General features: G+C 71.8%; 28 protein-coding genes and 1 riboswitch. Of the genes, 24 read left to right on the top strand and 4 right to left on the bottom strand.

Going from position 1 to position 24,974, the window contains the following annotated elements; all coding sequences use genetic code 11:
* Nucleotides 1-14 precede the first annotated feature (14 nt).
* The 4 genes from ACIBQX_RS05675 (at nt 15) to ACIBQX_RS05660 (ending at nt 4,417) form a co-directional block, all read left to right on the top strand.
* Entirely contained in the window at nt 15-1,349 is a 1,335-nt protein-coding gene (locus ACIBQX_RS05675; RefSeq protein WP_397000959.1) for a hypothetical protein, read from the top strand.
* Between the two features lie 25 nt (nt 1,350-1,374).
* Nucleotides 1,375-1,923 (top strand): peptide deformylase, encoded by a 549-nt coding sequence (def, locus tag ACIBQX_RS05670; protein WP_397000957.1) that lies wholly within the window; start codon nt 1,375-1,377, stop codon nt 1,921-1,923.
* Nucleotide 1,924: 1 nt separating this feature from the next.
* Nucleotides 1,925-2,854, top strand: coding sequence for a methionyl-tRNA formyltransferase (gene fmt, locus ACIBQX_RS05665; protein WP_397000955.1), 930 nt, complete (start codon nt 1,925-1,927; stop codon nt 2,852-2,854).
* Between the two features lie 105 nt (nt 2,855-2,959).
* Nucleotides 2,960-4,417, top strand: coding sequence for an RsmB/NOP family class I SAM-dependent RNA methyltransferase (locus ACIBQX_RS05660; RefSeq protein WP_397000953.1), 1,458 nt, complete (start codon nt 2,960-2,962; stop codon nt 4,415-4,417).
* 70 nt (nt 4,418-4,487) lie between these two features.
* Here ACIBQX_RS05660 and ACIBQX_RS05655 read toward each other — a convergent pair whose 3' ends face one another.
* Nucleotides 4,488-5,009, bottom strand: a complete 522-nt coding sequence (locus tag ACIBQX_RS05655) for a hypothetical protein (RefSeq protein ID WP_397000951.1) — start codon at nt 5,007-5,009, stop codon at nt 4,488-4,490.
* A gap of 123 nt (nt 5,010-5,132) precedes the next feature.
* On the opposite strand from ACIBQX_RS05655, the gene ACIBQX_RS05650 reads away from it, so the two are divergent.
* The 9 genes from ACIBQX_RS05650 (at nt 5,133) to ACIBQX_RS05610 (ending at nt 12,356) form a co-directional block, all read left to right on the top strand.
* The gene (locus tag ACIBQX_RS05650) at nt 5,133-5,810 is read left to right on the top strand and encodes a TetR/AcrR family transcriptional regulator (RefSeq protein WP_397000949.1); all 678 of its coding nucleotides are present in this window, start codon (nt 5,133-5,135) and stop codon (nt 5,808-5,810) included.
* An 80-nt stretch (nt 5,811-5,890) separates the two neighbouring features.
* Entirely contained in the window at nt 5,891-6,550 is a 660-nt protein-coding gene (gene rpe, locus ACIBQX_RS05645) for a ribulose-phosphate 3-epimerase (RefSeq protein WP_397000947.1), read from the top strand.
* 155 nt (nt 6,551-6,705) lie between these two features.
* Complete coding sequence (locus tag ACIBQX_RS05640; protein ID WP_397000945.1) at nt 6,706-7,515, top strand: oxygenase MpaB family protein; 810 nt, start codon at nt 6,706-6,708, stop codon at nt 7,513-7,515.
* An 88-nt stretch (nt 7,516-7,603) separates the two neighbouring features.
* Nucleotides 7,604-7,734, top strand: a riboswitch (FMN riboswitch).
* 98 nt (nt 7,735-7,832) lie between these two features.
* Nucleotides 7,833-8,951 (top strand): bifunctional diaminohydroxyphosphoribosylaminopyrimidine deaminase/5-amino-6-(5-phosphoribosylamino)uracil reductase RibD, encoded by a 1,119-nt coding sequence (gene ribD / locus ACIBQX_RS05635; RefSeq protein ID WP_397000943.1) that lies wholly within the window; start codon nt 7,833-7,835, stop codon nt 8,949-8,951.
* Nucleotides 8,951-9,541 carry a riboflavin synthase gene (locus tag ACIBQX_RS05630; RefSeq protein WP_397000941.1) on the top strand — a complete coding sequence of 197 codons (591 nt, stop codon included), beginning with the start codon at nt 8,951-8,953 and terminating at the stop codon, nt 9,539-9,541. The genes ribD and ACIBQX_RS05630 overlap by 1 nt, the downstream gene beginning before the upstream one ends.
* A complete protein-coding gene (pnuC, locus tag ACIBQX_RS05625) occupies nt 9,538-10,203 on the top strand; it encodes a nicotinamide riboside transporter PnuC (protein ID WP_397000939.1) in 666 nt (221 codons plus the stop codon). Before ACIBQX_RS05630 ends, pnuC begins: the two co-directional genes overlap by 4 nt.
* On the top strand, nt 10,200-11,417 hold the full coding sequence (locus ACIBQX_RS05620; RefSeq protein WP_397000937.1) for a bifunctional 3,4-dihydroxy-2-butanone-4-phosphate synthase/GTP cyclohydrolase II: 1,218 nt from the start codon (nt 10,200-10,202) through the stop codon (nt 11,415-11,417). The genes pnuC and ACIBQX_RS05620 overlap by 4 nt, the downstream gene beginning before the upstream one ends.
* Complete coding sequence (ribH, locus tag ACIBQX_RS05615) at nt 11,414-11,884, top strand: 6,7-dimethyl-8-ribityllumazine synthase (RefSeq protein ID WP_397000935.1); 471 nt, start codon at nt 11,414-11,416, stop codon at nt 11,882-11,884. Before ACIBQX_RS05620 ends, ribH begins: the two co-directional genes overlap by 4 nt.
* Before the next feature lie 19 nt (nt 11,885-11,903).
* Entirely contained in the window at nt 11,904-12,356 is a 453-nt protein-coding gene (locus ACIBQX_RS05610) for a PH domain-containing protein (RefSeq protein WP_397000933.1), read from the top strand.
* 7 nt (nt 12,357-12,363) lie between these two features.
* Here the strand turns inward: ACIBQX_RS05610 and ACIBQX_RS05605 are convergent, their stop codons facing one another.
* Complete coding sequence (locus ACIBQX_RS05605; protein ID WP_397000931.1) at nt 12,364-13,242, bottom strand: hypothetical protein; 879 nt, start codon at nt 13,240-13,242, stop codon at nt 12,364-12,366.
* Between the two features lie 106 nt (nt 13,243-13,348).
* Between ACIBQX_RS05605 and ACIBQX_RS05600 the strand changes: the two genes are divergently transcribed.
* From ACIBQX_RS05600 to ACIBQX_RS05585, 4 genes are read left to right on the top strand one after another with little or no spacing between them, the layout of a single operon-like run.
* Nucleotides 13,349-14,215, top strand: a complete 867-nt coding sequence (locus ACIBQX_RS05600; RefSeq protein WP_397000929.1) for an AAA family ATPase — start codon at nt 13,349-13,351, stop codon at nt 14,213-14,215.
* Nucleotides 14,208-15,278: a VWA domain-containing protein gene (locus tag ACIBQX_RS05595; protein ID WP_397000927.1), complete on the top strand. Its 1,071-nt coding sequence runs from the start codon at nt 14,208-14,210 to the stop codon at nt 15,276-15,278. The genes ACIBQX_RS05600 and ACIBQX_RS05595 overlap by 8 nt, the downstream gene beginning before the upstream one ends.
* A complete protein-coding gene (locus ACIBQX_RS05590; RefSeq protein ID WP_397000925.1) occupies nt 15,271-16,362 on the top strand; it encodes an XdhC family protein in 1,092 nt (363 codons plus the stop codon). The genes ACIBQX_RS05595 and ACIBQX_RS05590 overlap by 8 nt, the downstream gene beginning before the upstream one ends.
* Nucleotides 16,359-16,919 (top strand): NTP transferase domain-containing protein, encoded by a 561-nt coding sequence (locus ACIBQX_RS05585; RefSeq protein WP_397000923.1) that lies wholly within the window; start codon nt 16,359-16,361, stop codon nt 16,917-16,919. Before ACIBQX_RS05590 ends, ACIBQX_RS05585 begins: the two co-directional genes overlap by 4 nt.
* On the opposite strand, the gene ACIBQX_RS05580 is transcribed toward ACIBQX_RS05585, so the two are convergent.
* Nucleotides 16,905-17,792, bottom strand: a complete 888-nt coding sequence (locus ACIBQX_RS05580; RefSeq protein ID WP_397000921.1) for an endonuclease/exonuclease/phosphatase family protein — start codon at nt 17,790-17,792, stop codon at nt 16,905-16,907. The two genes, ACIBQX_RS05585 and ACIBQX_RS05580, sit on opposite strands and share 15 nt — an antisense overlap.
* Nucleotides 17,793-17,882: 90 nt before the next feature.
* Between ACIBQX_RS05580 and ACIBQX_RS05575 the strand changes: the two genes are divergently transcribed.
* The 5 genes from ACIBQX_RS05575 to nusB all read left to right on the top strand — a co-directional run bounded on the left by ACIBQX_RS05575 (nt 17,883) and on the right by nusB (nt 22,717).
* Nucleotides 17,883-18,923: an LLM class F420-dependent oxidoreductase gene (locus ACIBQX_RS05575; protein ID WP_397000919.1), complete on the top strand. Its 1,041-nt coding sequence runs from the start codon at nt 17,883-17,885 to the stop codon at nt 18,921-18,923.
* A gap of 300 nt (nt 18,924-19,223) precedes the next feature.
* The gene (locus tag ACIBQX_RS05570; protein WP_397000917.1) at nt 19,224-20,630 is read left to right on the top strand and encodes a serine/threonine-protein kinase; all 1,407 of its coding nucleotides are present in this window, start codon (nt 19,224-19,226) and stop codon (nt 20,628-20,630) included.
* A 52-nt stretch (nt 20,631-20,682) separates the two neighbouring features.
* Complete coding sequence (locus tag ACIBQX_RS05565; RefSeq protein WP_397000915.1) at nt 20,683-21,720, top strand: M24 family metallopeptidase; 1,038 nt, start codon at nt 20,683-20,685, stop codon at nt 21,718-21,720.
* A 24-nt stretch (nt 21,721-21,744) separates the two neighbouring features.
* On the top strand, nt 21,745-22,305 hold the full coding sequence (gene efp / locus ACIBQX_RS05560) for an elongation factor P (protein ID WP_397000913.1): 561 nt from the start codon (nt 21,745-21,747) through the stop codon (nt 22,303-22,305).
* A 1-nt stretch (nt 22,306) separates the two neighbouring features.
* Nucleotides 22,307-22,717: a transcription antitermination factor NusB gene (gene nusB, locus ACIBQX_RS05555; protein WP_397000911.1), complete on the top strand. Its 411-nt coding sequence runs from the start codon at nt 22,307-22,309 to the stop codon at nt 22,715-22,717.
* Between the two features lie 21 nt (nt 22,718-22,738).
* Here nusB and ACIBQX_RS05550 read toward each other — a convergent pair whose 3' ends face one another.
* Nucleotides 22,739-23,122, bottom strand: coding sequence for a MerR family transcriptional regulator (locus tag ACIBQX_RS05550; protein WP_397000909.1), 384 nt, complete (start codon nt 23,120-23,122; stop codon nt 22,739-22,741).
* 80 nt (nt 23,123-23,202) lie between these two features.
* Between ACIBQX_RS05550 and ACIBQX_RS05545 the strand changes: the two genes are divergently transcribed.
* Entirely contained in the window at nt 23,203-23,961 is a 759-nt protein-coding gene (locus ACIBQX_RS05545; protein ID WP_397000907.1) for an MBL fold metallo-hydrolase, read from the top strand.
* Between the two features lie 259 nt (nt 23,962-24,220).
* Nucleotides 24,221-24,940, top strand: coding sequence for a methyltransferase domain-containing protein (locus tag ACIBQX_RS05540; RefSeq protein WP_397000905.1), 720 nt, complete (start codon nt 24,221-24,223; stop codon nt 24,938-24,940).
* Nucleotides 24,941-24,974: the final 34 nt, after the last annotated feature.

The following is a 24,974-nucleotide window of genomic DNA, read 5'->3' as shown; positions in this document are numbered from 1 at the left end:
AGTAAGTTTCGTGGGTGGCAAACAACGTCTTCGACCTCGCCGAGCTGCGCAAGCTGATCGATGAGCAGGCCGTCGTGCCTCCCCGGCCGCCTGAGGAGACCCCCGTCGAGCACGAGGCGCTCACCTTCCCGCCCGTCATGCTCGCCGAGGACGCGGAGCTGGCCCGGACGATCCCCATGGTGCCGCTGGTCGCCGACGCCGTCCGGCTCGCCGCCTGGACCGGCACCCGCCAGGTGACGCCCGAGGGGATGCTCCCGGAGGCCGCCGCGCGAGCCGCGGTGAGCGAGCTCGGCCTGGACGCCTCGCGGCTGCGCCTCATCTGGATCGTGGCCGTCAACACCGGCCTGCTCCAGATCCTGGCCGGCCAGGTCTCCCGGGGGCCGCTGCCTCCCCAGCTCACGGTCGAGGCCACCCTGGAGTTCTGGGACGGCGTGGTGATGGACGTGCTCGACCGGGCCGACGAGGGGCTGACCGGCTCGGTCGTCGTCGACGGGCACCTGGCCGAGATGCTCGCGACGATCTATTCCGTACGGTCGGGCGTCGCGATCGCCAACCTGGCCCGGGGCATCCTGCAGTCCCACGAGGTGGCCTGCGCTCCCGGCCAGGTGGAGATGCGCAGGCTCGCCGCCGCGCTGCCCGCCGAGCTGCTGGAGGCGCTGGCGCTGCTCGCCTACTGCGGCCTGGTGGAGCAGACCGCCGCCGGCCGCACCGCGCTCACCCCGCTCGGCGTCTGGGCCATCCGGCGGGACCTGCTGCGCGAGGGCCACGACGCGCCCACCGCCGCCGAGGTCGAGGTCTTCGCCGACCTGTCCGCGATCGAGCTCGTCGATGCCCTGGTGAAGGGCTCGGCCACGCAGAGCGCGGTCGCTGGATGGCTGGAGCGCCGCCCGCCGGAGGAGGCCGCGCGCGACCTGATCGCCATCGCCGCCGACGGCACGGCGGGCCGGCGCGGCGCCGTGGGCGCCATCCTGGAGGAGCTCGGCCCCGAGGCCGAGGCGCCCGTGCGCGAGGCGCTCGACCGGCCGCTCATGCGCCGTTACGCCGCCTCCTGGCTGCACATCCGCGACCTCGACGCCCCCACGCTCAGCCCCCAGGACCACACCTGGATCGCCGTCGACTCGCTCGCGGCGCTGATGCACCTGTCGGGGCACGCCGCGGGCCGGCTCGACACCCCCGAGCCCGGCGAGGAGCTCATCAAGCTCATCGCCGAGATGCCGGCGGTCGGCCACCCCGACACGATCGCCGTGCTCGACATGATCGCCGGAGCCCACGACGACCAGGCCGTCGTGAAGGCCGCGCGCAAAGCGGCGATGAAAGTTCGCTCCCTTGCGCACACTAAACTGGATTGATCCACCTACGAACGGAGTGACCCCCTTGGCGATCCAGGCGATCCGGCTGTTCGGAGACCCGGTGTTGCGCACCCCGGCGGCTCCGGTGGTCGACTTCGACAAGGAGCTCCGCAAGCTGGTCAAAGACCTCACCGACACGATGATGGACGCCCCCGGCGCCGGCCTGGCGGCCCCGCAGATCGGGGTCGGCCTGCGCGTGTTCACCTACTACGTCGACGACCAGCTCGGCCACCTCATCAACCCCGATCTCGACCTGTCCGAGGACCTCGACGAGGAGGGTGAGGAGGGCTGCCTGTCGTTCCCCGGGCTGTCGTTCCCGACCCCGCGCGCCATCCGCGCCGTCGCCAAGGGCCTCAACATGTACGGCGAGCCCGTCACGCTGGAGGGCACCGACCTGATGGCGCGCTGCTTCCAGCACGAGACCGATCATCTCGACGGCATCCTGTTCATCGACCGGATGGACATCAAGCAGCGCAAGCTCGCGATGAAGGCCATCCGTGAGGCCGAGTGGAGCGGCATGGAGGCTCCGCAGGTCAGGTTCTCCCCGCACAGCACCGGCGGAAAGGCCCTATGAGATGCGCCTGGTCTTCGCGGGCACGCCCGAGACGGCGCTGCCGTCGCTCCGCACCCTGATCGACTCGCCGCGGCACGAGGTGGTCGCGGTCGTCACCCGGCCTGACGCCCAGTCCGGCCGGGGGCGCAAGGTGCACCCGTCGCCGGTGGCGGAGCTGGCCGAGGAGACGGGCATCGAGGTGCTCCGCCCGGCCAAGGCCGGCGATCCGGAGTTCCTGGAGCGGCTGCGCGCCCTGGAGCCCGACTGCTGTCCCGTCGTCGCCTACGGCGCGCTGCTGCCCCAGTCGGCGCTCGACGTGCCCCGCCACGGGTGGATCAACCTGCACTTCTCGATCCTGCCCGCCTGGCGCGGGGCCGCTCCCGTGCAGCACGCCGTCCTGCACGGGGACGAGATCACCGGCGCCACGACGTTCCGGATCGTCAAGGAGCTCGACGCGGGGCCCGTCTACGGTGTGGTCACCGAGGAGGTGCGCTCCGGCGACACCAGCGGCTCGCTGCTCGAACGACTGTCGATCTCCGGCGCGGGGCTGCTCGCCGCCACGCTCGACGGCGTCGAGGACGGCACGCTGGAGGCGCGGCCGCAGCCGGCCGACGGGGTGAGCGTCGCCCCCAAGATCAACGTCGCGGACGCCCGCGTCGACTGGACCGGTCCCGCCCTGCGCGTCGACCGGCTCGTCCGGGCCTGCACCCCCAACCCGGGCGCCTGGAGCGAGTTCCGGGGGCAGCGGTTGAAGCTCGGGCCGGTGCGGATCGCGGCCGGGCAGGAGCGGCTGGCGCCCGGCGAGATCGCGGCCGGCAAGCACGGCGTGCTGGTCGGCACGGCCACCGAGCCGGTGGAGCTGGGCGAGGTCCAGCCGCAGGGCAAGCGGCTGATGAGCGCCGTCGAGTGGGCCCGGGGCATCCGTGCGGGGAGCGTCGAGACGTTCGGGTGAGCCGCGCCCGAGGCGGGCGTACGGGTTCTCGGAGCGGGACAGGGTCGATGCTGGGCGAGCGTGCTCGGTGGGTGTGGCCGGTGAGCATGAGGAAAGTCGGAGGCAATGAAGGCACGGGGGGATCGGGCGTCCGGAGGCGGGGGCGCGAGTCGTACGGGAAGGCCGCGCAGGCCCGCGCGTGACCAGCCGCGCAACGCGGCCTTCGACGTCATGCGCGCCGTCGACGAGCGTGACGCGTACGCCAACCTGCTCATGCCGGGCATCCTGCGCGAGCGCGGCATCAAGGGGCGGGACGCGGCGCTCGCGACCGAGCTGGCCTACGGGACGTTGCGCGGGCTCGGCACCTATGACGCGATCATCGAGATGTGCAGCGACCGCGCGCCCGACCCCGCCGTCCTCGACGCGCTGCGGCTGGGCGCCCATCAGCTCCTCAAGATGCGCGTCCCGCCGCACGCGGCGGTCGGCACCACCGTGGACCTGGTACGGCTGCGTATCGGCGCGGGGGCGGCCAAGTTCGTCAACGCCGTGCTGCGCAAGATCGCTTCCAGGACGATCGACGAGTGGGTGCCGATCGTGGCGCCCGACCCCGCCCACGACCCCGCGGGTCATCTGGCCGTGGCGCACAGCCATCCCCGGTGGATCGTCAGCGCCTTCCGTGACGCGCTCGGCGGCGCCGCCGATGAGACGGCCGACCTGCTGGCGGCGGACAACGAGCGGCCCCTGGTGACGCTGGTGGCGCGGCCGGGGCGCAGCTCGGTGGAGGAGCTCGCGGAGACCGGCGCGGAGCCGGGCCGTTACTCGCCGTACGCCGCCTATCTGCAGGAGGGCGACCCGGGGCGGATCAGGGCGGTCGCCGAGACGCGCGCCGCCGTGCAGGACGAGGCCAGCCAGCTCGTCGCGCTCGCGCTGACCAGGGTGCCGCTCGACGGGCCGGACGAGCTCTGGCTGGACCTGTGCGCGGGGCCGGGCGGCAAGGCGGGGCTGCTGGACGCCATCGCCGCCTACGGCGACGTCGAAGGGCTGAAGGACTCCGGGGCGCGGGGGCGCGACGTGGGCCCCGAGGCGTTTCCCGGTGGCGCCCGGCTGCTGGCCAGTGACGTGCAGTATCACCGGGCGCGGCTCGTCTGGCAGACGACCAGGGAGGCCGCGGTGATCACCGCTGACGGCACGGAGCCCGCGTGGCGGCCCGGGGTGTTCGACCGGGTGATGCTCGACGCGCCCTGCACCGGGCTCGGGGCCCTGCGCCGGCGGCCCGAGGCGCGCTGGCGGCGGGATCCGTCGAGCATCGCGGAGCTGGGCAGGCTGCAGCGCCGGCTGCTCGCGGGGGCGCTCGACGCCGTGCGTCCCGGTGGGGTGGTCGCGTACGTCACCTGCTCGCCGCACCTGGCCGAGACCCGGGTCGTGGTGGGCGACGTGGCCGGGCGCAGGGAGGACGTGGAGCAGCTCGACGCGCGTCACTACCTGCCGGAGGTGGACGGGCTGGGAGAAGGCCCGCACGCGCAGTTCTGGCCGCACCGGCACGGCACCGACGCGATGTTCCTGGCGCTGCTGCGCAAGGCGTGACGTCCCGCTGAACACGTGCGGACCGGCTCGTGGGGAGGCCGGTCCGAGTCGTGCCGTCCACGCGGTCTCGTCAGGCGATGATCGCCGCGATCAGGGCGAGGGCCGAGCCGGCGAACACCACGGTGTGCCGGATGTTCTGCAAGGTCGGCAGCACCCACCGGGGAAAGCCGCTCTCGGCCGCCTTGAGCAGGGCCGTCACGTCGATGCGCTGGAGCATCGGGTCGCCCTTGCGGGCGAAGGCGGACTCCACCGACCGCACGGCGGTGAGCTGGCTGTAGAGGATCAGCGCGTTGCCGAGCAGGACGAGCGGCTGGAAGATCCAGGTCAGGGTCTGACCCCACGGCTCGCCGAGCAGGTTGAGCGTGGCCAGGATCACCATGATCACCGCGACCGTGACGGGGGCCGCCGTCTCGTGGCCGCTGGCGTCGAAGCTCAGCTTGTTCTCCTCCAGGACGGTGACCGGCACGCCCTGGCGGGTGAGCTCCGCCTCCGCGTTCTGCTTCGCGCCGGTGCCGTAGCGGTGGCGCACCAGCGGGATGCTGACGAAGGCCAGGGCGATGAGCACTTGCATGACAGCGGCCAGGACGATCATGGGGTTCTCCTCAGGAGGGCGACTTGCACTTTGTTCAAGTGAAACGTAGACCAGAACTTGAACACTGTGCAAGTCATCGCTTGAACTTTGTGCAAGTCGGCTTGGGTGCCCTATCGTGAGCGCATGCCGCGTGACACGCTGACCCGGGACCAGATCGTCCAGACCGCCATCGAGCTGCTCGACGCCGACGGCCTGGAAGGCCTCAACATGCGCAGTCTGGGCAAGCGGCTCGACTCCGCCGCGACGGCCGTCTACTGGCACGTCAAGAGCAAGGACAACCTCGTCGTGCTCGCCGGCGACCAGGTGTGGGACGAGATCAAGCTGCCCGACCCCGCGGCGGTCGGCTGGCGGGCCGCGGCCGCGTCGATGGCCGCCGACCTGTACGCGATGCTGACCCGGCACCCCTGGCTGGTGCAGGCGCTGGCCTCCCACCTGTTCCACGGCCCCGGCAAATCCCGCCATGACGACCACAGCCTCGCCGTCTACGAAGCGGCCGGATTCGCCGGGGCGGAGGCGGACCAGGCGGCGGCGGCCGTCTTCATGTTCGTGCTCGGCAATGCCCTGGGGGAGTCGGCCACGGCCGCGCTGACCAGGCGGCTGAGCCGGGACGGCGGCGACGCGGAGGAAGCGGTCCGCGAGACCATGGCGCGGGCGACCGAGATCGCGATGGAGTTTCCCCGGCTGCGTGCCAGGCTTGAGGCCGCACCGGTCGCCGACTACGGCGCGGCGCCCGACGACAGCTTCGAGTTCGGGCTGCGGGCCATCCTCGACGGCCTCGAAGCCCGGCTCGCCGCGCGCTGACCGGCCCGCGTGGGGCCGGTGCGGGGCCCGTGCGGGGCCCGTGCGGAGGAGACCGAGCCGTTCAATAGACTCTCAGAATCATGGCCGTACAGATCTCGCCCAGCATCCTGTCCGCCGACTTCGCCCGGCTCGCCGACGAGGTCGCCGCGGTGCCGAACGCCGACTGGCTCCACGTGGACGTCATGGACAACCACTTCGTGCCCAACCTGACCCTGGGGCTGCCCGTGGTCGAGGCGCTGCTCAAGGCGGCCACGCTGCCGATCGACTGCCACCTCATGATCACAGATCCCGACCGCTGGGCCCCCGCCTACGCCGAGGCGGGCGCGGGCAGCGTCACCATCCACGCCGAGGCGTCCTCGGCGCCGGTGCGCACGCTGCGCGAGATCCGCTCGCTCGGCTCCAGGGCCGGGCTCGCGCTCAACCCGGCGACCGCCGTGGAGCCGTACGACGATCTGATCGGTGAGATCGACATGCTGCTGCTGATGACGGTCGAGCCCGGGTTCGGCGGGCAGAAGTTCCTGGACATGGTGCTGCCCAAGATCCGGCGGGCTCGCGGGCTCATCGAACGGCACGGCGGCGAGGTGTGGCTGCAGGTGGACGGCGGCGTGTCCGCCGACACCATCGAGCGCTGCGCCGAGGCGGGGGCCGACGTGTTCGTGGCGGGCAGCGCGGTGTACGGCGCCGACGACCGGGAGGCGGCGGTCGCCTCGCTGCGGTCACTGGCCGAAGGCGCGGTCTGAGCCGAGGGTGTGGCGTGAGCTGAGGGTGTGGCGTGAGCCGAGGGTGTGACGTGAGCCGACGGCGTGACCCGAATGAACGCGCGGCCTGGGTTGACGGCGTGCGAGTCCGACAAATCCTGACATAGAGCCCCGTCTTCCTGGGTAACCAGTTACTTATGGAGGACCTTGGACTGTTCGGGCCGGACTCCGTCACGTGGCGGGTGATGGGGGAGCCGATCCTGCTGGTCGGCGGGTTCCGGGCGCTCCTCATGCAGGGCCTGCACCCGAGGACGATGCGCGGCGTCCTGCAGAACTCCGCGCTCATGGACCCCGCCGAGGCCTGGTCCCGTTTCATGCGAACCACCGAGTTCGTCCGGGTGCGCACGTACGGCACCCTGCCCGAGGTGGAGAAGGCGGGACGGCGGGTCCGCAGGATCCACGCCAAGCTGACCGGCCTCGACCCCGACACCGGCGAGCGCTACCGGCTGGACGAGCCCGACGGCCTGCGCTGGGTCCACGTGGGCGAGGTCGACTCGTACCTCACGGTGGCCCGCAGGGCGGGCGTCCGGCTCAGCGACGCCGACGCCGACACCTTCGTCGGCGAGTGGCGGCGCGCCGCCGAGGTGGTGGGCCTGGACCCGGCCGACGTGCCCGGCACGGTCGCCGAGATGCGCGACTACATCGAGGCGGAGCGTCCCGGGCTCGGGTTCGTGCCGGAGGCGGCCCATCCGCTGCTGCTGTCGCTCAAGGCGCCGCTGCCACGCCTGCTCACCCCGTTCAAGCCGGCGCTCCCCGCCGTGACCCTGCTGGCCTTCGCCACGCTGCCGCGCTGGGCGAGAAGGATGTACGGCCTGCCCGCCACCCCCGTCGGCGACCTGTGGGCGACCGCCACGCTGCGCACCCTGCACACCGGCCTGCACTTCGTCCCCGCCAACGTCCGCTACGCCCCGGACGCCCGCCGCGCCCGCCGGCTCATGGCAGCTTGAGCGGCTGTCTTATCGGGCGCTTGGTTGATAAAGTGAGGGCGGTCGCATGCGCTTGCATGCGCATGGCACACTGTGAGAACGAAAGAGCTAGCGTGCTCCGGGGTCGGTGAAAGTCCGAACCGGCGGTGACAGTCCGCGACCCGGCCGATGCCATCGGCCGGTTGACTCGGTGAAATTCCGGGACCGACGGTTAAAGTCCGGATGGGAGGAAGCGCGCGGGTGTCCGGCTTCAGGCCGGGCGCCACTGTGATGCGTTCGCGCACCACATCCCCCCGGGGCCCGCCATGGCTGAGAGCTACTGGCGTAGGAGGCCCGGGGTGCAGGACACCACGCACATGGCGCGCGCCGTCGAGCTGGCCGCGCGCGGACACGGCGGCACCAGCCCCAATCCGGTCGTCGGCTGCGTGGTGCTCGACGCCGCCGGCCAGGTCGCCGGCGAGGGGTTCCACGCTTACGCGGGCGGCCCGCACGCCGAGGTCGTCGCCCTGCGCGAAGCGGGCGAGCGCGCCCGTGGCGGGACCGCGTACGTGACCCTGGAGCCCTGCGACCACACCGGCAGGACCGGTCCCTGCAGCCGCGCGCTGCTCGACGCGGGCGTCGCGCGGGTGGTCATCGCGGTGCCGGACCCCACGCCCCAGGCCGCCGGAGGAGCCGCGCGGCTGCGGGCGGGCGGCGTCGCGGTGACGTCCGGACTGCTCGCCGAGGAGGCCGAGCGAGTCAACGCCGAATGGCTCACCTACGCCCGCCTCGGCCGGCCGCACGTCACCTGGAAGCTCGCCGCCACCATCGACGGCAGGTCCGCCGCCGCCGACGGCACCAGCCGGTGGATCACGTCCGCCGAGGCCAGGGCCGACGTTCACCGCCTGCGCGCCCGCTGCGACGCGATCGTGGCCGGGGTCGGCACCGTCCTGGCCGACGACCCCCGCCTGACCGCCCGCCCCGCCCGCACCCCCGGCCGCCCGCTCCGGGTCGTGGTCGACACCGACGCGAGGACCCCGCCGCACGCCAGGGTGCTGGACGGTGAGGCCCCCACGCTGGTCGCCATCGCCGAGGACGCCGTCCTCGAAGGCACGGGCATCGAGGGCATCGAGGGCATCGAGGGCGCCGGCGCCGACCTGGTGCGGCTGCCGCGTCACGACAGCGGCCTGGACCTGGGCGCCCTGCTCAAGGAGCTGGCCGCGCGCCAGGTCGTCAGCGTGTTCCTGGAGGGAGGCCCCACGCTCGCGGGCTCCTTCGTCCGGGCCGGGCTCGTCGACCGCGTCGTCGCCTACGTCGCGCCGGCCCTCCTCGGCGCCGGGCCCGCCGCGCTGGGCGAGGCCGGGGTGCGCGGCATCGGCCAGGCCCACCGACTGATCTTCGACGAGGTTTCCCTCATCGGGCCGGATGTGAGGCTCACCGCCCGGCCCGCGACCCCACCACACAGCAGGGAGAAGTGATGTTCACCGGAATCATCGAGGAGAAGGGCGAGGTCGTCGCCGTCGAGCCGGCCGGCGACTCGGCCAGGCTGTCCGTGCGCGGCCCGATCGTCACCTCCGACGCGCGGCACGGCGACTCGATCGCCGTCAACGGCGTCTGCCTCACGGTCGTGGAGGTGCGCGGCGACGTGTTCACCGTCGATGTGATCAAGGAGTCGCTGGACCGCAGCTCGCTCGGCGCCCTGGCCGAGGGCTCCGCCGTCAACCTCGAACGTGCCGTACGGGCGGACCAGCGCCTCGGCGGCCACATCGTGCAGGGCCACGTGGACGGCACCGCCGTGCTGCTGTCCAGGGAGCCCGGCGACAACTGGGACAACCTGCGCTTCTCCCTGCCGGCGGAGCTGAGCCGTTACGTGGCCGAGAAGGGTTCGATCGCCATCGACGGAATCAGTCTCACCGTGACGACTGTTGACGATGGAAGCTTCGGCGTGAGCCTCATCCCCACCACGCTGAAACTGACCACCATGGGCGAGCGCCAGGTGGACGACCTGGTGAACATCGAGGTCGACGTGATCGCGAAGTATGTGGAAAGGCTGGTGGTCGGGCAGTGAACTGGGCCAACGCCGGATTCGAGGTGTTCGGCACACACGTGCTCTGGACGGACCTGATCGGCAACATCGCCGCTCTGGCCACGGTCCTGTTCGCCATGCGCAAGTCGATGTGGACCTGGCCGGTGCAGTTCCTGGCCTCGGTGCTGCTGTTCGTCGCCTCGGTCAACGCCGCCATCACCGGCAACGCGCTCAAGCAGGCGCTGTTCGCGGGCCTGGCCATCTACGGCTTCTGGGCCTGGCGCCGCGGCACCCAGGGCGGCAGGGAGCTCTCCGTCAGGCCCGCCACCGGGCGGGAGCGGCTGCTGCTCGTCTCGGTGATGCTCGTCGGAACGGTCCTGGTCGGGCTGTTCTTCTACGCCACCGGCCTGTCCTGGGGGGCGCACGAGCCGCTGCCCAAGGGCGCGTTCCTGGTGGCCGCCGACGCCTACATCTTCGTCGGCAGTGCCGTCGCCACCTGGGCGCAGGGCAGGGCGCTGGTCGACTTCTGGATCGTCTGGGTGGCCGTCGACCTCGTCGGGGTGCCGCTCGCGTTCAGCTCCGGGCTGGTCGTCTCCGGCGCCGTCTACGGGTTGTTCTTCGTGCTCGTCCTGGTCGGGTTCGTCAAATGGCTGCGCGAGTACCAGGGTGCCGCCGGTCACGGGCAAGTGGCGGTGGCTTCATGAACGACATCATCTTCGACCCGGTCGAGCGGGCCATCGACGACATCCGCGCGGGCAAGGCGGTCGTGGTCGTCGACGACGAGAACCGGGAGAACGAGGGCGACATCATCTTCGCCGCCTCCAAGGCCACCCCCGAGCTGCTGGCGTTCACGATCAGGCACACCAGCGGCGTGATCTGCGTGCCCATGGAGGGCCCGGAGCTGGACCGGCTCGGCCTGCCCCTGATGGTCTTCCACAACAGGGAGCGGCTGCGGACCGCGTACACGATCAGTGTGGACGCCCGCGACGGCGTCACCACCGGCATCTCCGCCGCCGACCGCGCGCGGACCATCCGCGCCCTCACCGACTCCGCCACCGAGCCGAACGAGCTCGTCCGCCCCGGTCACATCTTCCCGCTGCGCTACCACGACGGCGGCGTCCTGGCCCGGCGCGGCCACACCGAGGCGGCGGTGGACCTGGCCAGGCTCGCCGGCCTGACCCCCGCGGGCGTGCTCGCCGAGGTCGTCAACGACGACGGCACCATGGCCAGGCTCCCGCGGCTGCGGGCCTTCGCCGACGAGCACGATCTGGCGCTCGTCTCCATCGAGCAGCTCGTCGACCACCGGCGCCGGACCGAGAGCATGGTCACCAGGGTCGCCGAGACGATGGTGCCCAACGCCTACGGCGTGTGGCGGGCGTACGGCTACGCCAGCGCGCTCGACGGCGGCGAGCACCTCGCGCTCGTCTACGGCGACCTCGACGACGGCGAGAACGTGCTGGTCCGCGCCCACTCCGAGTGCCTGACCGGCGACGTGTTCGGCTCGCTGCGCTGCGACTGCGGCGTGCAGCTCGACCACGCCATGTCCGTCATCGCCGAGGAGGGCCGCGGCGTGATCGTCTATCTGCGCGGGCACGAGGGCCGTGGCATCGGCCTGCTCGCCAAGCTCCGGGCCTACGGCCTGCAGGACGGCGGCATCGACACCGTCGACGCCAACGTCGAGCTGGGGCTGCCGATCGACGCCCGGGAGTTCTCCAACGCCGGGCAGATCCTCGCCGACCTCGGCGTCAAGTCGGTGCGGCTGCTCACCAACAACCCGGCCAAGCTCAAGGGCATGGACGGCTACGGCATCAAGGTCCTCGGCCGCGAGCCCATGCCGGTCGCCATGAACCCCTACAACGAGCGCTATCTCAAGGCCAAGCGCGACCGTCTCGGCCACGACATCTCGGAGGCATCATGAGCGGCGACGGACGACCGGACGTGACGGCCGTGCCGGACGCGAAAGGGCTGACGGTCGGGGTGGTGGCGGCCAGCTGGCACGCCGACATCACCGACCGGCTGGTGGAACGGGCCGTCCAGGCGTGCGACGACGCGGGCGCCACCACCACCGTCGTCCGGGTGCCCGGCTCACTGGAGATCCCCGTGGTCGCGCAGGCGCTGGCCCGCCGCTGCGACGCGGTGGTGGCGCTCGGCGCGGTCATCCGCGGCGACACGGCCCACTTCGACTACGTCTGCGACTCGGTCACGGCCGGGCTGACCCGGATCTCCCTCGACGAGCGGACCCCCGTCGGCAACGGCGTGCTCACCTGCGAGACGCTCGACCAGGCGATCGAGCGCTCCGGGGTGCCGGGAAGCAAGGAGGACAAGGGGTACGAGTCGGCGATCGCCGCGCTGGAGACCGCCATCCTCCTGCGGACCCTCCACTGACCTGCGGTAAATTTCGTCCGTGCCTGAGCCCGTCCAGCCTCCGCCCCTGCCCGTCGTCTGGCGTCCCCGCCGGGGGCGGATCGTCGCCTACGGATTCGCCGTGCTGATCGTGCTCGGGGCGGTGGTGATGGCCGTCCTCATCGCCTCCACCTTCCAGCTCCCCGACCGGCTGGCGATCGTGGCCTTCGGCTGCGCGGTGGCGTACGTGCTCCATCTGCTCGGCCGGGTCCGGGTGGAGGCCGACGAGGAGGGCATCACGCTCGTCAACGCCGTGCGCACCTACCGCTACACCTGGCCAGAGGTGCTCGACGTGACCCTCCTCGTCGGAGACCCGTGGCCCAAGATCGACTTTTCCGACGGGCGCACGATCGGCGCCATGGGCATCCAGGGATCGGAGAAGGCCCTGGCCGGCCGCGCCACGGCCGAGCTGTCGGCACTGATCCGCGAGCGCGGCGAGGCCCGCGAGCAGTGACCGCCGGCTAGTCGGCGAAGATCTCGTCGACGCTGGAGGCGGTGGCGGCCTTTCTCGTCCAGCTCAGCAGCCTGTCGGTGTCGACGCAGGACTCGATGATCTCGCGCTGGTCCGCGGGCAGGGGCAGCCGGCGCGCTTCAATCACCGTGAGGAGACCCTTGACCTCTCCGCGGGCCTCGCCTCGTGCCTCGCCCCGTGCCTCGGCCGCGCGCTCGATGGGCTCGGTGAAGCGGTCGGGGAGGCGTGGGGCAGTGTCGATCATGAATTCCTCCAGTCGTTTGCGGACCGCCTCAGGAAGCTGTCCTCGCAGGTAATCGTAGTAAATGAGGCCCCGCTCGTCCTCGAAAGTGGCCAGCGTCGTGGCCACCGCGACGACCGTTTCGACGTCGTCGGGACGGGTGATCGCGCTGAGGGTGGCGATCTCTGGAGAGGCCAGGACATCCGCCGCTTTCCTCAGGACGGGAAGCTCGTCGGGGCCGACGACCACGGGGCAGATGATCAGCGAGCTTTCCTCTGGCGTGATCGGCTTGCGGTATCGGGCGGCGGTCTTCCGGTCGAGGCAGACCACGACCAGCATGACGCCGCACTTGTGCCGGCCCATCAGGGCGCCGACGTACGCCGCCCAGGCCCAGACCTTCTCCTCCTTGTAGGTGCGCTGCACCTCGACGATCACGAAGCGCTTGCGGCCGTCGGGGCCCTTTACCGAAATGACCGAGTCGGCCCGGTATTCGGTGGGAATGCGTTCGTTCAGGTCGACCGATTCCAGACAGGCGTCGTGGTAATCGTCGGCGTGCCCGCGCAAACCCCAGGCGAGCAACTCCAGCGCGAAGCCGGGGCGACGGGAGATCATCTCGAGGGGCATCTCGTGTAGCAGGCTCGGGGCCATGGCCCCTCCCTTCCTTTTCTGTGACTGAGACATTACTATGGGTGATGGACTCGTCGGGCCCGGTGGTGCGTTGCTTGAGAGCGCGTGGCGGCGGACAATCAGGGCAATGGACATCGAGTCGCCGACCAAGCTCATCGAGTTGCTCGACCGGCATGCCTATCTGGCCGACGAAGGGCTCGCCACCGCCGCGTTCCTGGCGTTGCGGATGCGGCGGCCGTTGTTCCTCGAAGGGGAGGCGGGGGTCGGCAAGACCGAGCTGGCCAAGACGCTGGCCGCGCTGCTCGGGGCGCCGCTGATCCGGTTGCAGTGTTATGAGGGGCTCGACGCCGCCCAGGCGCTCTACGACTGGGACTTCGCCCGGCAGTTGCTGCATCTGAAGGCGGCCGAGGCGGCGGGGGTCGCCGACCTGGGCCGGCTCGAAGGAGAGATCTACGGGCGCAGGTTCCTGATCGCGCGGCCGCTGCTGAAGGCCCTGGAGACGCAGCCGAGCGTGCTGCTGGTGGACGAGATCGACCGGGCCGACGACGAGTTCGAGGCGTTCCTGCTGGAGGTGCTGTCCGACTTCAGCATCTCCATCCCCGAGCTGGGGACGATCAGGGCTGCCACACCGCCGGTGGTCGTGGTGACGTCCAACCGGACGCGGGAGGTGCACGACGCGCTCAAGCGGCGCTGCCTCTACCACTGGCTGGAGCATCCGGGCTTCGACCGCGAGGTGGCGATCCTGCTGCGCCGCCTGCCCGAGTGCACCGAGACGCTGGCGGCTCAGGTGGCCCGGGCGGCCGAGCGGCTGCGCCGGGCCGAGCTGGTGAAGCCGCCCGGCGTGGCCGAGACGCTCGACTGGACCGAGGCGCTGCTCACGCTCGGCGCGAAGGAGCTGGACCCGGACCTGGCGGCGGCCTCACTGGGCGCCGCGCTGAAGTACCGCGAGGACGTCGAGCGCGTCCTGGCCGGTGGGCTGCTGCACCATGCGTGAGCTGGCCGCGACCGTCACCGGGTTCGTCAGGACGCTGCGGGCCGCCGGGGTGGCGGCCGACCACGCCAGGGCCCGGAACCTGCTGCTGGCGCTCGACCATCTCGACGTGACCGTGCCGGACGAGGTGTACTGGGCCGGCAGGCTGACCCTCTGCTCGGGCCCCGATGACCTGCCCCGCTACGACCGGTGCTTCGCCGCGTACTTCGGCGGCGCCAAGGCGGCCCTGAGCCGTACCGCGACGACGACCGTGACCCGGCACACCGCCGCGGCGGCGGACGGCGAGCGGCGCGAGGAGGGCGAGGCGGCGCCCGCGACCGCCAGCCGGGCCGAGGTCCTGCGGCACCGGGACGTGGCCAGGCTGACCGAGGCCGAGCGGGCCGAGGTGCACCGGATGCTGTCGATGCTCAGCCGCGGACGCGCCACCAGGCGGTCGCGACGCCACCGGAGCGCGCACCGGGGGGCGCTGGACCCGCGGCGCACCATCCGCGAGACGCTCAGGAAGGGCGAGGTGGCCAGGCTGCTGCACCGGCGGCACACCACCAGGCCGCGCCGGGTGGTGTTGTTCGTGGATGTCAGCGGCTCGATGTCGGCGTACGCGGAGACGCTGCTGCGCTTCGCGCACGCCCTGGTCAGGAGCGAGCCGCGGGCCACCGAGGTGTTCTCGGTCGGCACCCGGCTCACCTCGATCACCGGCGAGCTGCGCCACCGCGACCCCGGCACCGCGCTCGACGAGGCGTCGCGGGCGATCCCGGACTGGAGCGGCGGCACCCGACTGGGGGAGGAGCTCAGGGAGTTCCTCGTCCGGCACAGCGCGCGAGGCGCGATCGTGGTGATCGCCTCCGACGGCTGGGAGCGAGGGGATCCGGCGCTGCTCGGCGCGCAGCTGGCCAGGCTGGCCAGGCAGGCGCACCGGATGATCTGGGCCAACCCGCACAAGGGGTACGAGGACTACCAGCCGCTCACGGGGGGCATGCGCGCCGCCCTGCCGTATCTTGACGATCTGGTGGCCGGGCACAGCCTGGCCGCCTACGAGGAACTCAGCGAAAGGCTCGCCCATGCGTGACGTACTGCCAGAGATCATGCGCTGGTGGAGGTCGGGGGTCCCGTTCGGGCTCGCCACGGTGGTGAGCACGTTCAGCAGCGCGCCCCGGCAGCCGGGCGCGGCCATGGCGGTGCACGGCGACGAGGTCGTCGGCAGTGTGTCCGGCGGGTGCGTGGAGGGCGCGGTGTTCGAGCTCGCCACCGGCATCGACACGCCCGTCCTGCAGAGGTACGGCGTCAGCGACGACGACGCCTTCGCCGTCGGGCTCACCTGCGGCGGCATCATCGACATCTTCGTGGAGCGGATCTCCCAGGAGACCTTCCCGGAGCTGGCGGAGATCGCGGCCTCGATCGACGCGCGCGAGCCGGTCGCCGTCGCCACCGTGCTGTCCGGGCCCGGTCGGGTGGGCGCCCGCCGTGTCATCTGGCCCGGCCGCGCCTCCGGCGCGCTCGGCCCGCGGCGGCTGGACGACGCCGTGGACGATGATGTGCGCGGCATGCTGGCCCAGGGCTTGACCGGCATCCGGCGTTACGGCGCGGAGGGCGAGCGGCGGCTGGACGACCTGGCGGTGTTCGTGCAGTCCTTCGCGCCGACGCCCCGGATGCTGGTGTTCGGCGCGATCGACTTCGCGGCGGCGGTGGCGAGGGTGGGCAAGTTCCTCGGCTACCACGTCACCGTCTGTGACGCCCGGCCCGTCTTCGCCACCGCCAAGCGCTTCCCCGAGGCCGACGAGGTGGTGGTGAAGTGGCCGCACGACTATCTGGCCACGGTGCCGGTGGACGAGCGTACGGTGATCTGCGTGCTGACCCATGATCCGAAGTTCGACGTGCCGCTGCTGGAGGTGGCGCTGCGCACCGACGCGGGCTACGTGGGCGCGATGGGCTCGCGCCGCACCCACGACGAGCGGCTGGCCCGGCTGCGTGAGGCGGGGCTGACGGAGGAGGAGCTGGCGCGGCTGCGCTCGCCCATCGGCCTCGACCTCGGAGCCCGCACCCCGGAGGAGACCGCCGTGGCGATCGCAGCCGAGCTCATCCAGCTCCGCTGGGGCGGCTCGGGGCGGCCGCTGACCGACACCGAGGGCCGCATCCACCACGAGGGACCATGAGACGGTCACGGGTCGCCGGGTTGCTGCTCGCGGCCGGGCAGGGCGCCCGGCTGGGCAGGCCCAAGGCGCTGCTGGAGCATCAGGGTGAGCGGCTGGTCGATCGTGGCGTGCGGCTGCTGGAGGAGGGCGGGTGCCATCCGGTGGTGGTCGTGCTGGGTGCCGCCACGCCCCAGGTGCGCCGCGCGGTGACCGTACAGAATCCTGACTGGGCGTCCGGTATGGGCTCGTCCCTGCGGGTCGGCCTGGCCGCGGTGCCCGCTGAGGCGGAGGCGGTGGTGATCGCGCTGGTGGACCAGCCGTTCGTGCGGCCGGAGGCGGTGCGCGCGCTGATCGACTCCGGCGCCGGGGTGGCGGTGGCGACCTACGGCGGCCGGCGCAGGAACCCGGTGCTGATCGAGCGCGGGCACTTCGCCGAGGTGACGGCGCTGGCCCGCGGCGACGTGGGGGCGCGGCCGTTCCTCGCCGCCCATCCCGAGCTGGTCACCGAGGTGGCGTGCCCCGGCGACCCGGCCGACATCGACACGCCGGAGGACCTGCGCCTGCTACAGGCGGAGTGAGGCGATGGCGGCCCGGTGGTCGCTGCCCGTGGCCGGGGCCACCCCCGCCTCGGTCGCCGTCATCCCGCGGAACAGGATGTGGTCGGGCCTGGTGATGGGGAACTCCGCCGGCCAGGTGAAGCCGAACCCGTCGCCGGCCGCCTCCTGCGCGTCGGTCAGCGGCGGCGTCAGCCCGCGCATCCCGCGGTCGGTGGTGGCGGTGTTGAGGTCGCCCAGCAGGAGGACGCGCTCGCTGGTGTCGGCGTCGATGAGCTTGCGCGCCTGGGCAAGCGAGGTGTCGCGGGAGGCGGTGTGCCCGGGGCGCGCCGAGGCCAGGTGCATCACGTAGACGGTCACCTTGCCCTTCGGCGTGGAGACCACCGCGCGCAGCGCCCGCACCCAGCCCATGCCGACGTCCAGCGGCTTGCGCGCGGAGATGGGGTAGCGGCTCCACAGCCCGACCGTGCTGACGGCGTAGCGGTGCTTGAAGGTCCTGTTCAGCTGCTTGGCCGCCGGGCCGCCGGGGGTGAGCTCCTGGGCGGCCAGCAGGTCCAGGTCGTCGGCGATGGCGCGCACCGCCTCGCCGGAGGCGTTGTTGCGCACGCCCACGTTCACGGTGCCGACCGCCAGGTCGCTGGATCCGCCCGGCGGCGAGCGCAGCAGCGTGGAGCCGAACATCGCCGCCCACACCACCCCGGGCACCAGCGCGGCGGCGGTGGCCGCCGCGGAGCGGGCCAGGACGGCGGCGACCAGCAGGGGCGGAACGATCCAACCGAGCCACGGCAGCACGCTCTCCACGATCGTCGTGAAGCCGCCCAGGACGGGAATGAGCCGGTGCCCCGCCAGCGCCACGGCCACCACGGCGGACACCACGACGACGATCCCTCTCAGCACCTGACCAAGCTAGTGGCTCGCTGGCCGACTTGCGGACACGCTAACCTCTCTGCATTGCAACGGAACAACATTCGGTCAGGGGAGTCCGGTATGCGCATCGGGATGGCACTCAACTACGCGGGCGGCTTCAAGGAGACGGTCGCCGAACTGGCCGACTACGAGAAGGCCGGGCTCGACATCGTCTTCGTGGCCGAGGCGTACAGCTTCGACGCCGTCAGCCAGATGGGCTACATCGCGGCCAGGACCGAGCGGCTGCAGATCGCCTCCGGCATCCTGCCGATCTACTCGCGCACGCCGACCTTGCTCGCGATGACCGCCGCCGGCCTGGACTACGTCTCCGACGGCCGCTTCACGCTGGGACTCGGCGCATCGGGCCCGCAGGTGATCGAGGGCTTCCACGGCGTCCCCTACACCGCGCCGCTGGGCCGTACCAGAGAGGTCATCGAGATCTGCCGCCAGGTGTGGCGGCGCGAGCGTCTGCGCTACGACGGCAAGCACTACACCCTGCCGCTGCCCGAAGGGCAGGGCACCGGCCTCGGCAAGCCGCTCAAGCTCATCAACCACCCGGTACGGTCCCGCATCCCGATCGTGGTCGCGGCCATCGGCCCGAAGAACGTCGAGCTGACCGCGGAGCTGGCCGAAGGCTGGGAGCCGATCTTCTACATGCCGGAGAAGGCCGCCGACGTGTGGGGGGCGTCGCTGGCCGCGGGCAAGGCCAAGCGGGATCCGGAGCTGGGCGAGCTCGACGTGATCGCGCAGGCCGCCCTGGCGATCGGCGACGACGTGAGCGAGCTGCTGGAGTTCGGCCGGCCGATGGCGGCGCTCTACATCGGCGGCATGGGCGCCAAGGGCAAGAACTTCTACAACGACCTGGCCAGGCGCTACGGCTACGAGAAGGAGGCCGAGCGGATCCAGGAGCTCTACCTCGACGGCAAGAAGGACGAGGCGGCGGCGCTGGTGCCGGCCGAGCTGCTGGAGAGGATGTCGCTGATCGGCAGCGAGGGGTTCGTCCGCGACCGCGTCGCGGCGATGAAGGAGTCGGGCGTCACCACGCTCAACGTCAGCCCGTTCGGCAAGACGCACGAGGAGCGGGTCCGGCTGATCGAGACCATCAAGGAGATCGCGGCCTGAAAACCGGGCCCGGCTCGCGGGAATGTTCGGCGGCGTGCCTTGGTTACATCTCCCGTGACCGGTGTGACCAGTGTCCCAGGGCCTCACCTATCGCCTTCGCGGAATACCGTTCGGCTGGAGCCGCGTTGTGCCTTTCGCCGTTAGGCGACCTGCACACCGGTACGCACACGTCTGAGCGCCCGTTCTCCTCAGGGAGGGCGGGCGTTCGGCGTGTCCGGTGTCCCCGTCCCGGGGCGGTGGGAGGGCTGGTGCCTCTATGGTGGGTCGAAAACTGATGATTGTTTGAGTATTGGCGGAGATATGTCCGACGAGACCCCGTCACTGGTGGCCGGCCGGTATCGGCTCGATGAGCTCATCGGCAGCTCGCCGATGGGAGAGGTGTGGCGCGGTTACGACACCCGCGCCGACTGGACCGTGGCCGTGCGAATGCTGGGCGCCAAGGCGGTGGGCGCGGGCACCCGGCAGGTCCTGCGCCAGCACGCCCAGGCCATCGCCCGGGTGATCCATCCGAACGTGGCCATGGTGCTCGACGTCGGTGACAACGACGGCGCCCCGTTCCTGGTGATGGAGTTCCTCACCGGGCCCAGCCTGGCCGAGGAGCTGGCCGGGCGCGGGCCGATGAAGATCGTCGAGGTGTGCGACCTGGTCGGGCAGGCCGCGGCGGGACTGGACGCGGCCCACCGGGCGGGAGTGGTGCACGGGCAGCTGAAGCCCGGCAGCCTCCGGCTGGCCGGCAGCGGAGTGCTGAAGGTCGTCGGATTCGGGCTGGCCGAGCAGGAGACCGCGCCCGAGGACCGCCGCTACCGGGCCCCCGAGCAGCTCGACGGGCGTGGCGGTGAGGCGCAGGCCGATCTCTACGCGCTCGGCGTGATCATGTACGAGTTGCTCGCCGGGCAGCCGCCCGCCGGGCAGGGGCCGCGCTCGCTGCGCCCCGATGTGCCGGAGGAGCTGGACCGCCTGGTCGTCGCCCTGCTGGCCGAGGACCCCGCTCAGCGGCCCGGCAGCGGGGAGTCGCTGCGGCGGACGCTGGCCGGCATCGCCAGGCCGCGGGCCAAGGTGGTGGCGAGCCCCGCCCCCGAGTTCCAGGCGCCCGCGCCGCGCGCCGGGGACACCGCGATCTTCGACGCGGCCGAGCTCGCGCCGCCGCCGCCCGCACCGGACGCCGCCAACAGGCGGCTGTTCATCCAGTTCGGGGCGGCGCTGGCGGCGATCGTGGCCGTCACCGTCGCGATGGTGGTGTGGGGCGGAATGGGGCAGGGGACGCCCGTCGCCGGCACCACCCCGAGCGCGACGCCCTCGACCAGCGCCCCGGCCCCCACGCCGACGCCGACCCCCACCCCGACCCAGGAGCCGTCCTTCTCGCCCCTGCCCACCAGCGAGCCCACCAGCCTCCAGGAGACGGGCGCGGCGGATCCCAAAGGCATCGTCGGCGTCGGCCAGCCGCCCGGCGGGTGGAACGGTTACATGCGGAACCTCAATGAGACCATCAGGCACCAGGTGACCCTGAACGGGATCGATCCCCGCGTGGCGGGCAAGGCCCAGGAGAAGATCAGGAAGGCCGGGGAGAAGTTCGCCGAGGGCAAGCAGGAGGAGGGACGCGACCAGCTCAGGGGCATCACGCGTGACCTCATCAGAGCGCAGGACAGGGGACAGGTGGCACAGGAAGGCCCGCTGGCCGAGTGGCTGCGCGAGTGGCCGCTGGATTAGTGGCGTCAGTCGCCCATAGTGGCAGGCTGGGCGATGCACGTACATTGGCGAAATGACGGTCAATTACCAGGAACGGCGGGCGCGCCTCGCGGCCATGCTGCCCACGTACGAGGTCGACGCGATGCTGGTCACCTCGGGCGTCAACGTGCGCTATCTCACCGGGCTGGCCAGCTCCAACGCCGCCGTCCTGGTCGGTGCCGACGGGTCGGCGCTGCTGGTGACCGACAACCGTTACATCGACAAGACGCGCGGCCTGGACGTCGAGGCGGTGGAGGCGTCCGACGTGGCCCGCAGACTGGCCGTGCCCGGCGTCGGCATCGAGGCGGCGAGCATGAGCGTGGCCACCTTCAACCGGCTGGGCGGCGGACTGGTGCCGCTGGAGCCCCTGGTCGAGCGGCTCAGGATGGTCAAGGACGACGACGAGCTGGAGCTGGTCCGCACCGCCTGCGCGATCACCGACCAGGCGTTCGCCGACATCTCGCGGAACATCCGGCCGGGCGTCACGGAACGGGACCTCGCCCGCCTGCTCGACGCCCGCATGATCGAGCTCGGCGCCGACAAGCCCGGCTTCGAGACCATCGTCGCCGCCGGGGAGAACGGCGCCATCCCGCACCACGCCCCCACTGACAGGGAACTGCGCTCCGGCGACCTGGTCACCATGGACTTCGGCGCCCTCTACCAGGGCTACCACGCCGACATGACGCGCACCGTCTGCCTGGGCCGGCCCGCGGACTGGCAGCGGGAGATCTACGATCTGGTCGCCGAGGCCCAGCGGGCGGGCTCCCAGGCCGTCCTGCCCGGCGCGCAGGCCCAGGAGGTGGATCTCGCCTCCCGCTCCATCATCACGGCCGCGGGCCACGGCGACCGTTTCCGGCACGGCCTCGGCCACGGAGTGGGCCTGGAGATCCACGAGGACCCGTTCCTGGGCCCGTCACGTACCGGTAGACTTGAGGATCGAGTTCCGATCACCGTCGAGCCGGGGGTCTATCTTCCGGGCCGGGGCGGCGTTCGCATCGAGGACACTCTCGTGACACGTGGGAGCGGGGCGGAACTTTTCACCAAGACGACCAAGGAGCTGCTCGTCCTTTGAGCGGCCACACGCGGGAGAGAACGAGTGGCGACGACCAACGACCTCAAGAACGGCATGGTGCTGAAGCTCGACGGTGGTGAGCTCTGGGCCGTTGTGGAGTTCCAGCACGTCAAGCCGGGCAAGGGTGGCGCGTTCGTGCGCACCAAGCTCAAGAACGTGCTCTCCGGCAAGGTCGTCGACAAGACCTTCAACGCCGGAGTGAAAGTCGACGTGGCCAACGTCGACAAGCGCGAGATGCAGTACTCCTACAAGGACGGCGACGACTTCGTGTTCATGGACACCGAGACCTACGACATGGTCAACGTGCCCGCCCTCACGGTCGGCGACGCCGCCAACTACATGCTCGAGAACACCCTCGCCACCGTGGCGTTCAACGAGGGCTCCGCGCTGTACGTGGACCTGCCCGCCGCGGTCGAGCTGACCATCGAGAACACCGAGCCGGGCCTGCAGGGCGACCGCTCCACCGGCGGCACCAAGCCCGCCACCCTGGAGACCGGCGCCGAGATCAAGGTGCCGCTCTTCATCACCCCGGGCGAGCGGGTCAAGGTCGACACCCGCAGCGGCGAATACCTCGGCCGGGCCTGAGGTGTCGGCACGCGGCAAAGCACGCAGGCGAGCACTTGACATCCTCTTCGAGGCCGAGGCGCGCACCGAGGACCCGCTCAAGATCCTCGGTGAGCGGGTGGAGCGCAAGGATCCCCCGGTGAACGAGTACACCTCGGCCATCGTCGAGGGCGTCGCCAGGCACCACGTCCGCATCGACGAGCTGATCACCACCTACTCCGAGGGGTGGACTCTCGACCGCATGCCCGCCGTCGACCGCAACCTGCTGCGTGGCGGCACGTACGAGCTGCTGTGGATGCCCGACGTGCCCGAGGGCGTCGTCATCAGCGAGTGGGTGCACCTGGCGGCGGAGCTGTCGACGGACGAGTCGCCGCAGTTCGTCAACGGACTGCTGGCCCGTTTCAAACAGCTCAAGCCCAGTCTGACCCTTTGACGGCGGCGGGCGCGCGGCCACTCACCGCGCGCGCCGTATCGCCTGCTTGAACTCCGGGCACTCCACCAGCGGGTCGTGCGCGCAGACGGCGGCGTGGCGCAGGCTGTCACGCAGCCGGGTGAGCTGGTCGACACGCTCGCTGACCTCGCGCTCCTTGGCCGCCATCCGCTCGCGCAGCACCGTGTCCGACGGGCCCGCGTGCAGGAAGGCGGCGATCTCCGCCAGGGTGAACCCGGCGTCGCGGGCGCAGGCGATCAGGGCGAGCCGGCTCAGCGTCTCCGGATGGTAGGCGCGGCGCAGGCCGTTGCGGCCGTCGGCGGTGATGAGGCCCTTGCGTTCGTAGAAGCGCAGGGCCGAGGGGGCCAGGCCGGCCCGCTGGGACACCTCCGCGATGTCGAGCAGCATGCGCCCATCTCCTTGACTTGAACCGCGCTTCAAGTCGCAGTCTAGTGCCCATGCGAATCCATCACCTGAATCTCGGTTCGATGCGCGAGCTCGAATCGACCCACGGGCTCGCCCCCGCCCCCGCCGTCTGCCACGCCCTGCTCATCGAGACCCCCGGCTCCGGGCTGGTGCTCGTGGAGAGCGGGCTCGGCACGGACGACGTGGCGCGGCCCGGCGAGCTGCTCGACCCGGAGTGGGCGGCGCTGGTCGAGCCGGCGCTCGTGCCCGCCGAGACCGCCGTCGAGCAGGTCGCCGCGCTCGGCCACGACCCCGCTGACGTACGGCACATCGTGCTCACCCACCTGGACGTCGACCACAGCGGCGGGCTGCCCGACTTCCCGCACGCCAGTGTGCACGTCATGGAGGCCGAGCTGAAGGCCGCCCTGGACGAGGGCCCGAGCCGCCGTTACCGGCCCGGGCACTGGGCGCACGGGCCCTCCTGGGTCACCTATCCGGCCGCGGCCGGGAGCGAGTGGTACGGGTTCGAGGGGGCGCTCCAGCTGGACGGGGTGCGGGCGGAGATTCTGCTGCTCCCGCTGGGCGGGCACACCAGAGGGCACGCCGGGGTGGCCGTCAAGCGGGGCGACGGGTGGCTGCTGCACGCGGGCGACGCGTACTTCTACCACCGGGAGCTCTCCCGCACCGACCCGCGGCCGCATCCGCTGCTCGACGTCGTGCAGCTCGACTCCCAGGTGGACGCCGAGCTCCGGATCGCCAACCAGGCACGGCTCCGTGAGCTCCCGGAGGACGTGACGGTGATCTCCGCCCACGACCCCTGGGAGCTGGCCCGCCACCTGTAACGGCCCGTCACCTTCACCTCTGGTCCCTCACCCGCCACCTCTGACCGCCCGTCACCTTTACCTGTGGGACCACCCACCATCCCTGGGGGTTCTTGGCCCGTCCCCGCGTCTTCATCTCTCCCTGGTTTTCCGGGTGGGGGATTTTGCCCCCGATGTGGGGGAGCGGACGATCGCGTGCACGGCGTAGGCTGGGCGCGTCCATGAAGGAGAGGGAGGCGAGCCGACGTTGCGAGCTGAAGGCGCCACGAGGACCCCGGCGGTGCGCACCGCCGTCGTCTGGGACGCGCTGCGGGGGGTGCTGGCCGAGCTGGCCGCCGCCACCGGGCGGGACGCGCTCGACATCGTCGACGCCGGCGGCGGCACCGGTGGGTTCGCCGTGCCGCTGGCCGTGCTGGGTCACTCGGTGACCGTGGTCGACCCCAGCCCCGACTCGCTGGCCGCGCTGGAGCGCCGGGCCAAGGAGAAGGGCGTGGAGGTGCGCGGGCTCCAGGGCGACGCCGCCGACCTGGGAGACCTGCTCAGCCGCGACAGCGCCGACCTGGTCCTGTGTCACAGCGTGCTGGAGTACGTCGAGGATCCGATCGGCGCGCTGACCGCCATGGCCCAGCTCGTCCGCGCGGGCGGTGCGGTGAGCGTGCTGGCGGCCAACCCGGTGGCCAGCGCCATCCACCGCGCGCTGGCGGGGCAGTTCGACGAGGCCAGGTCCGTGCTGACGGACCCGGCGGGGAGCTGGGGCGACCGCGACCCCACGCCGCGGCGCTTCACCGCCGACGCCCTCACCGGGCTGCTGAGCACGGCGGGGTTCGTGCCGGGCGCGGTGCACGGCGTGCGGGTCTTCGCCGACCTGGTGCCGAGCCGCCTGCTCGACGGCGAGCCGGGCGCCGCCGAGGCGCTGGTGGCGCTGGAGCAGGCCGCCTCGGCTCATCCGGTGCTGCGGGACATCGCGACCCAGCTCCACCTGCTGGGCCATCTGCAGTGACCATGACCAGGGCCATCGGCGTAGAACACTTGTT

The sequence above is a fragment of the Nonomuraea sp. NPDC049714 genome (assembly GCF_044465295.1).
Lineage (GTDB): Bacteria > Actinomycetota > Actinomycetes > Streptosporangiales > Streptosporangiaceae > Nonomuraea.
The sequence above is the reverse complement of the archived record's forward strand: the minus strand, read 5'-3'. Positions and strand labels throughout refer to the sequence as shown.

Coding starts and splice junctions, on each gene's coding strand:
- fmt (WP_397000955.1), top strand. CDS start 1,925: ATGCGCCTGGTCTTCGCGGGCACGCCCGAGACGGCGCTGCCGTCGCTC.
- ACIBQX_RS05660 (WP_397000953.1), top strand. CDS start 2,960: ATGAAGGCACGGGGGGATCGGGCGTCCGGAGGCGGGGGCGCGAGTCGT.
- ACIBQX_RS05655 (WP_397000951.1), bottom strand. CDS start 5,009: ATGATCGTCCTGGCCGCTGTCATGCAAGTGCTCATCGCCCTGGCCTTC.
- ACIBQX_RS05650 (WP_397000949.1), top strand. CDS start 5,133: ATGCCGCGTGACACGCTGACCCGGGACCAGATCGTCCAGACCGCCATC.
- rpe (WP_397000947.1), top strand. CDS start 5,891: ATGGCCGTACAGATCTCGCCCAGCATCCTGTCCGCCGACTTCGCCCGG.
- ACIBQX_RS05640 (WP_397000945.1), top strand. CDS start 6,706: ATGGAGGACCTTGGACTGTTCGGGCCGGACTCCGTCACGTGGCGGGTG.
- ACIBQX_RS05630 (WP_397000941.1), top strand. CDS start 8,951: ATGTTCACCGGAATCATCGAGGAGAAGGGCGAGGTCGTCGCCGTCGAG.
- ACIBQX_RS05620 (WP_397000937.1), top strand. CDS start 10,200: ATGAACGACATCATCTTCGACCCGGTCGAGCGGGCCATCGACGACATC.
- ribH (WP_397000935.1), top strand. CDS start 11,414: ATGAGCGGCGACGGACGACCGGACGTGACGGCCGTGCCGGACGCGAAA.
- ACIBQX_RS05605 (WP_397000931.1), bottom strand. CDS start 13,242: ATGGCCCCGAGCCTGCTACACGAGATGCCCCTCGAGATGATCTCCCGT.
- ACIBQX_RS05600 (WP_397000929.1), top strand. CDS start 13,349: ATGGACATCGAGTCGCCGACCAAGCTCATCGAGTTGCTCGACCGGCAT.
- ACIBQX_RS05595 (WP_397000927.1), top strand. CDS start 14,208: ATGCGTGAGCTGGCCGCGACCGTCACCGGGTTCGTCAGGACGCTGCGG.
- ACIBQX_RS05590 (WP_397000925.1), top strand. CDS start 15,271: ATGCGTGACGTACTGCCAGAGATCATGCGCTGGTGGAGGTCGGGGGTC.
- ACIBQX_RS05585 (WP_397000923.1), top strand. CDS start 16,359: ATGAGACGGTCACGGGTCGCCGGGTTGCTGCTCGCGGCCGGGCAGGGC.
- ACIBQX_RS05575 (WP_397000919.1), top strand. CDS start 17,883: ATGCGCATCGGGATGGCACTCAACTACGCGGGCGGCTTCAAGGAGACG.
- ACIBQX_RS05570 (WP_397000917.1), top strand. CDS start 19,224: ATGTCCGACGAGACCCCGTCACTGGTGGCCGGCCGGTATCGGCTCGAT.
- ACIBQX_RS05565 (WP_397000915.1), top strand. CDS start 20,683: ATGACGGTCAATTACCAGGAACGGCGGGCGCGCCTCGCGGCCATGCTG.
- ACIBQX_RS05550 (WP_397000909.1), bottom strand. CDS start 23,122: ATGCTGCTCGACATCGCGGAGGTGTCCCAGCGGGCCGGCCTGGCCCCC.
- ACIBQX_RS05545 (WP_397000907.1), top strand. CDS start 23,203: ATGCGCGAGCTCGAATCGACCCACGGGCTCGCCCCCGCCCCCGCCGTC.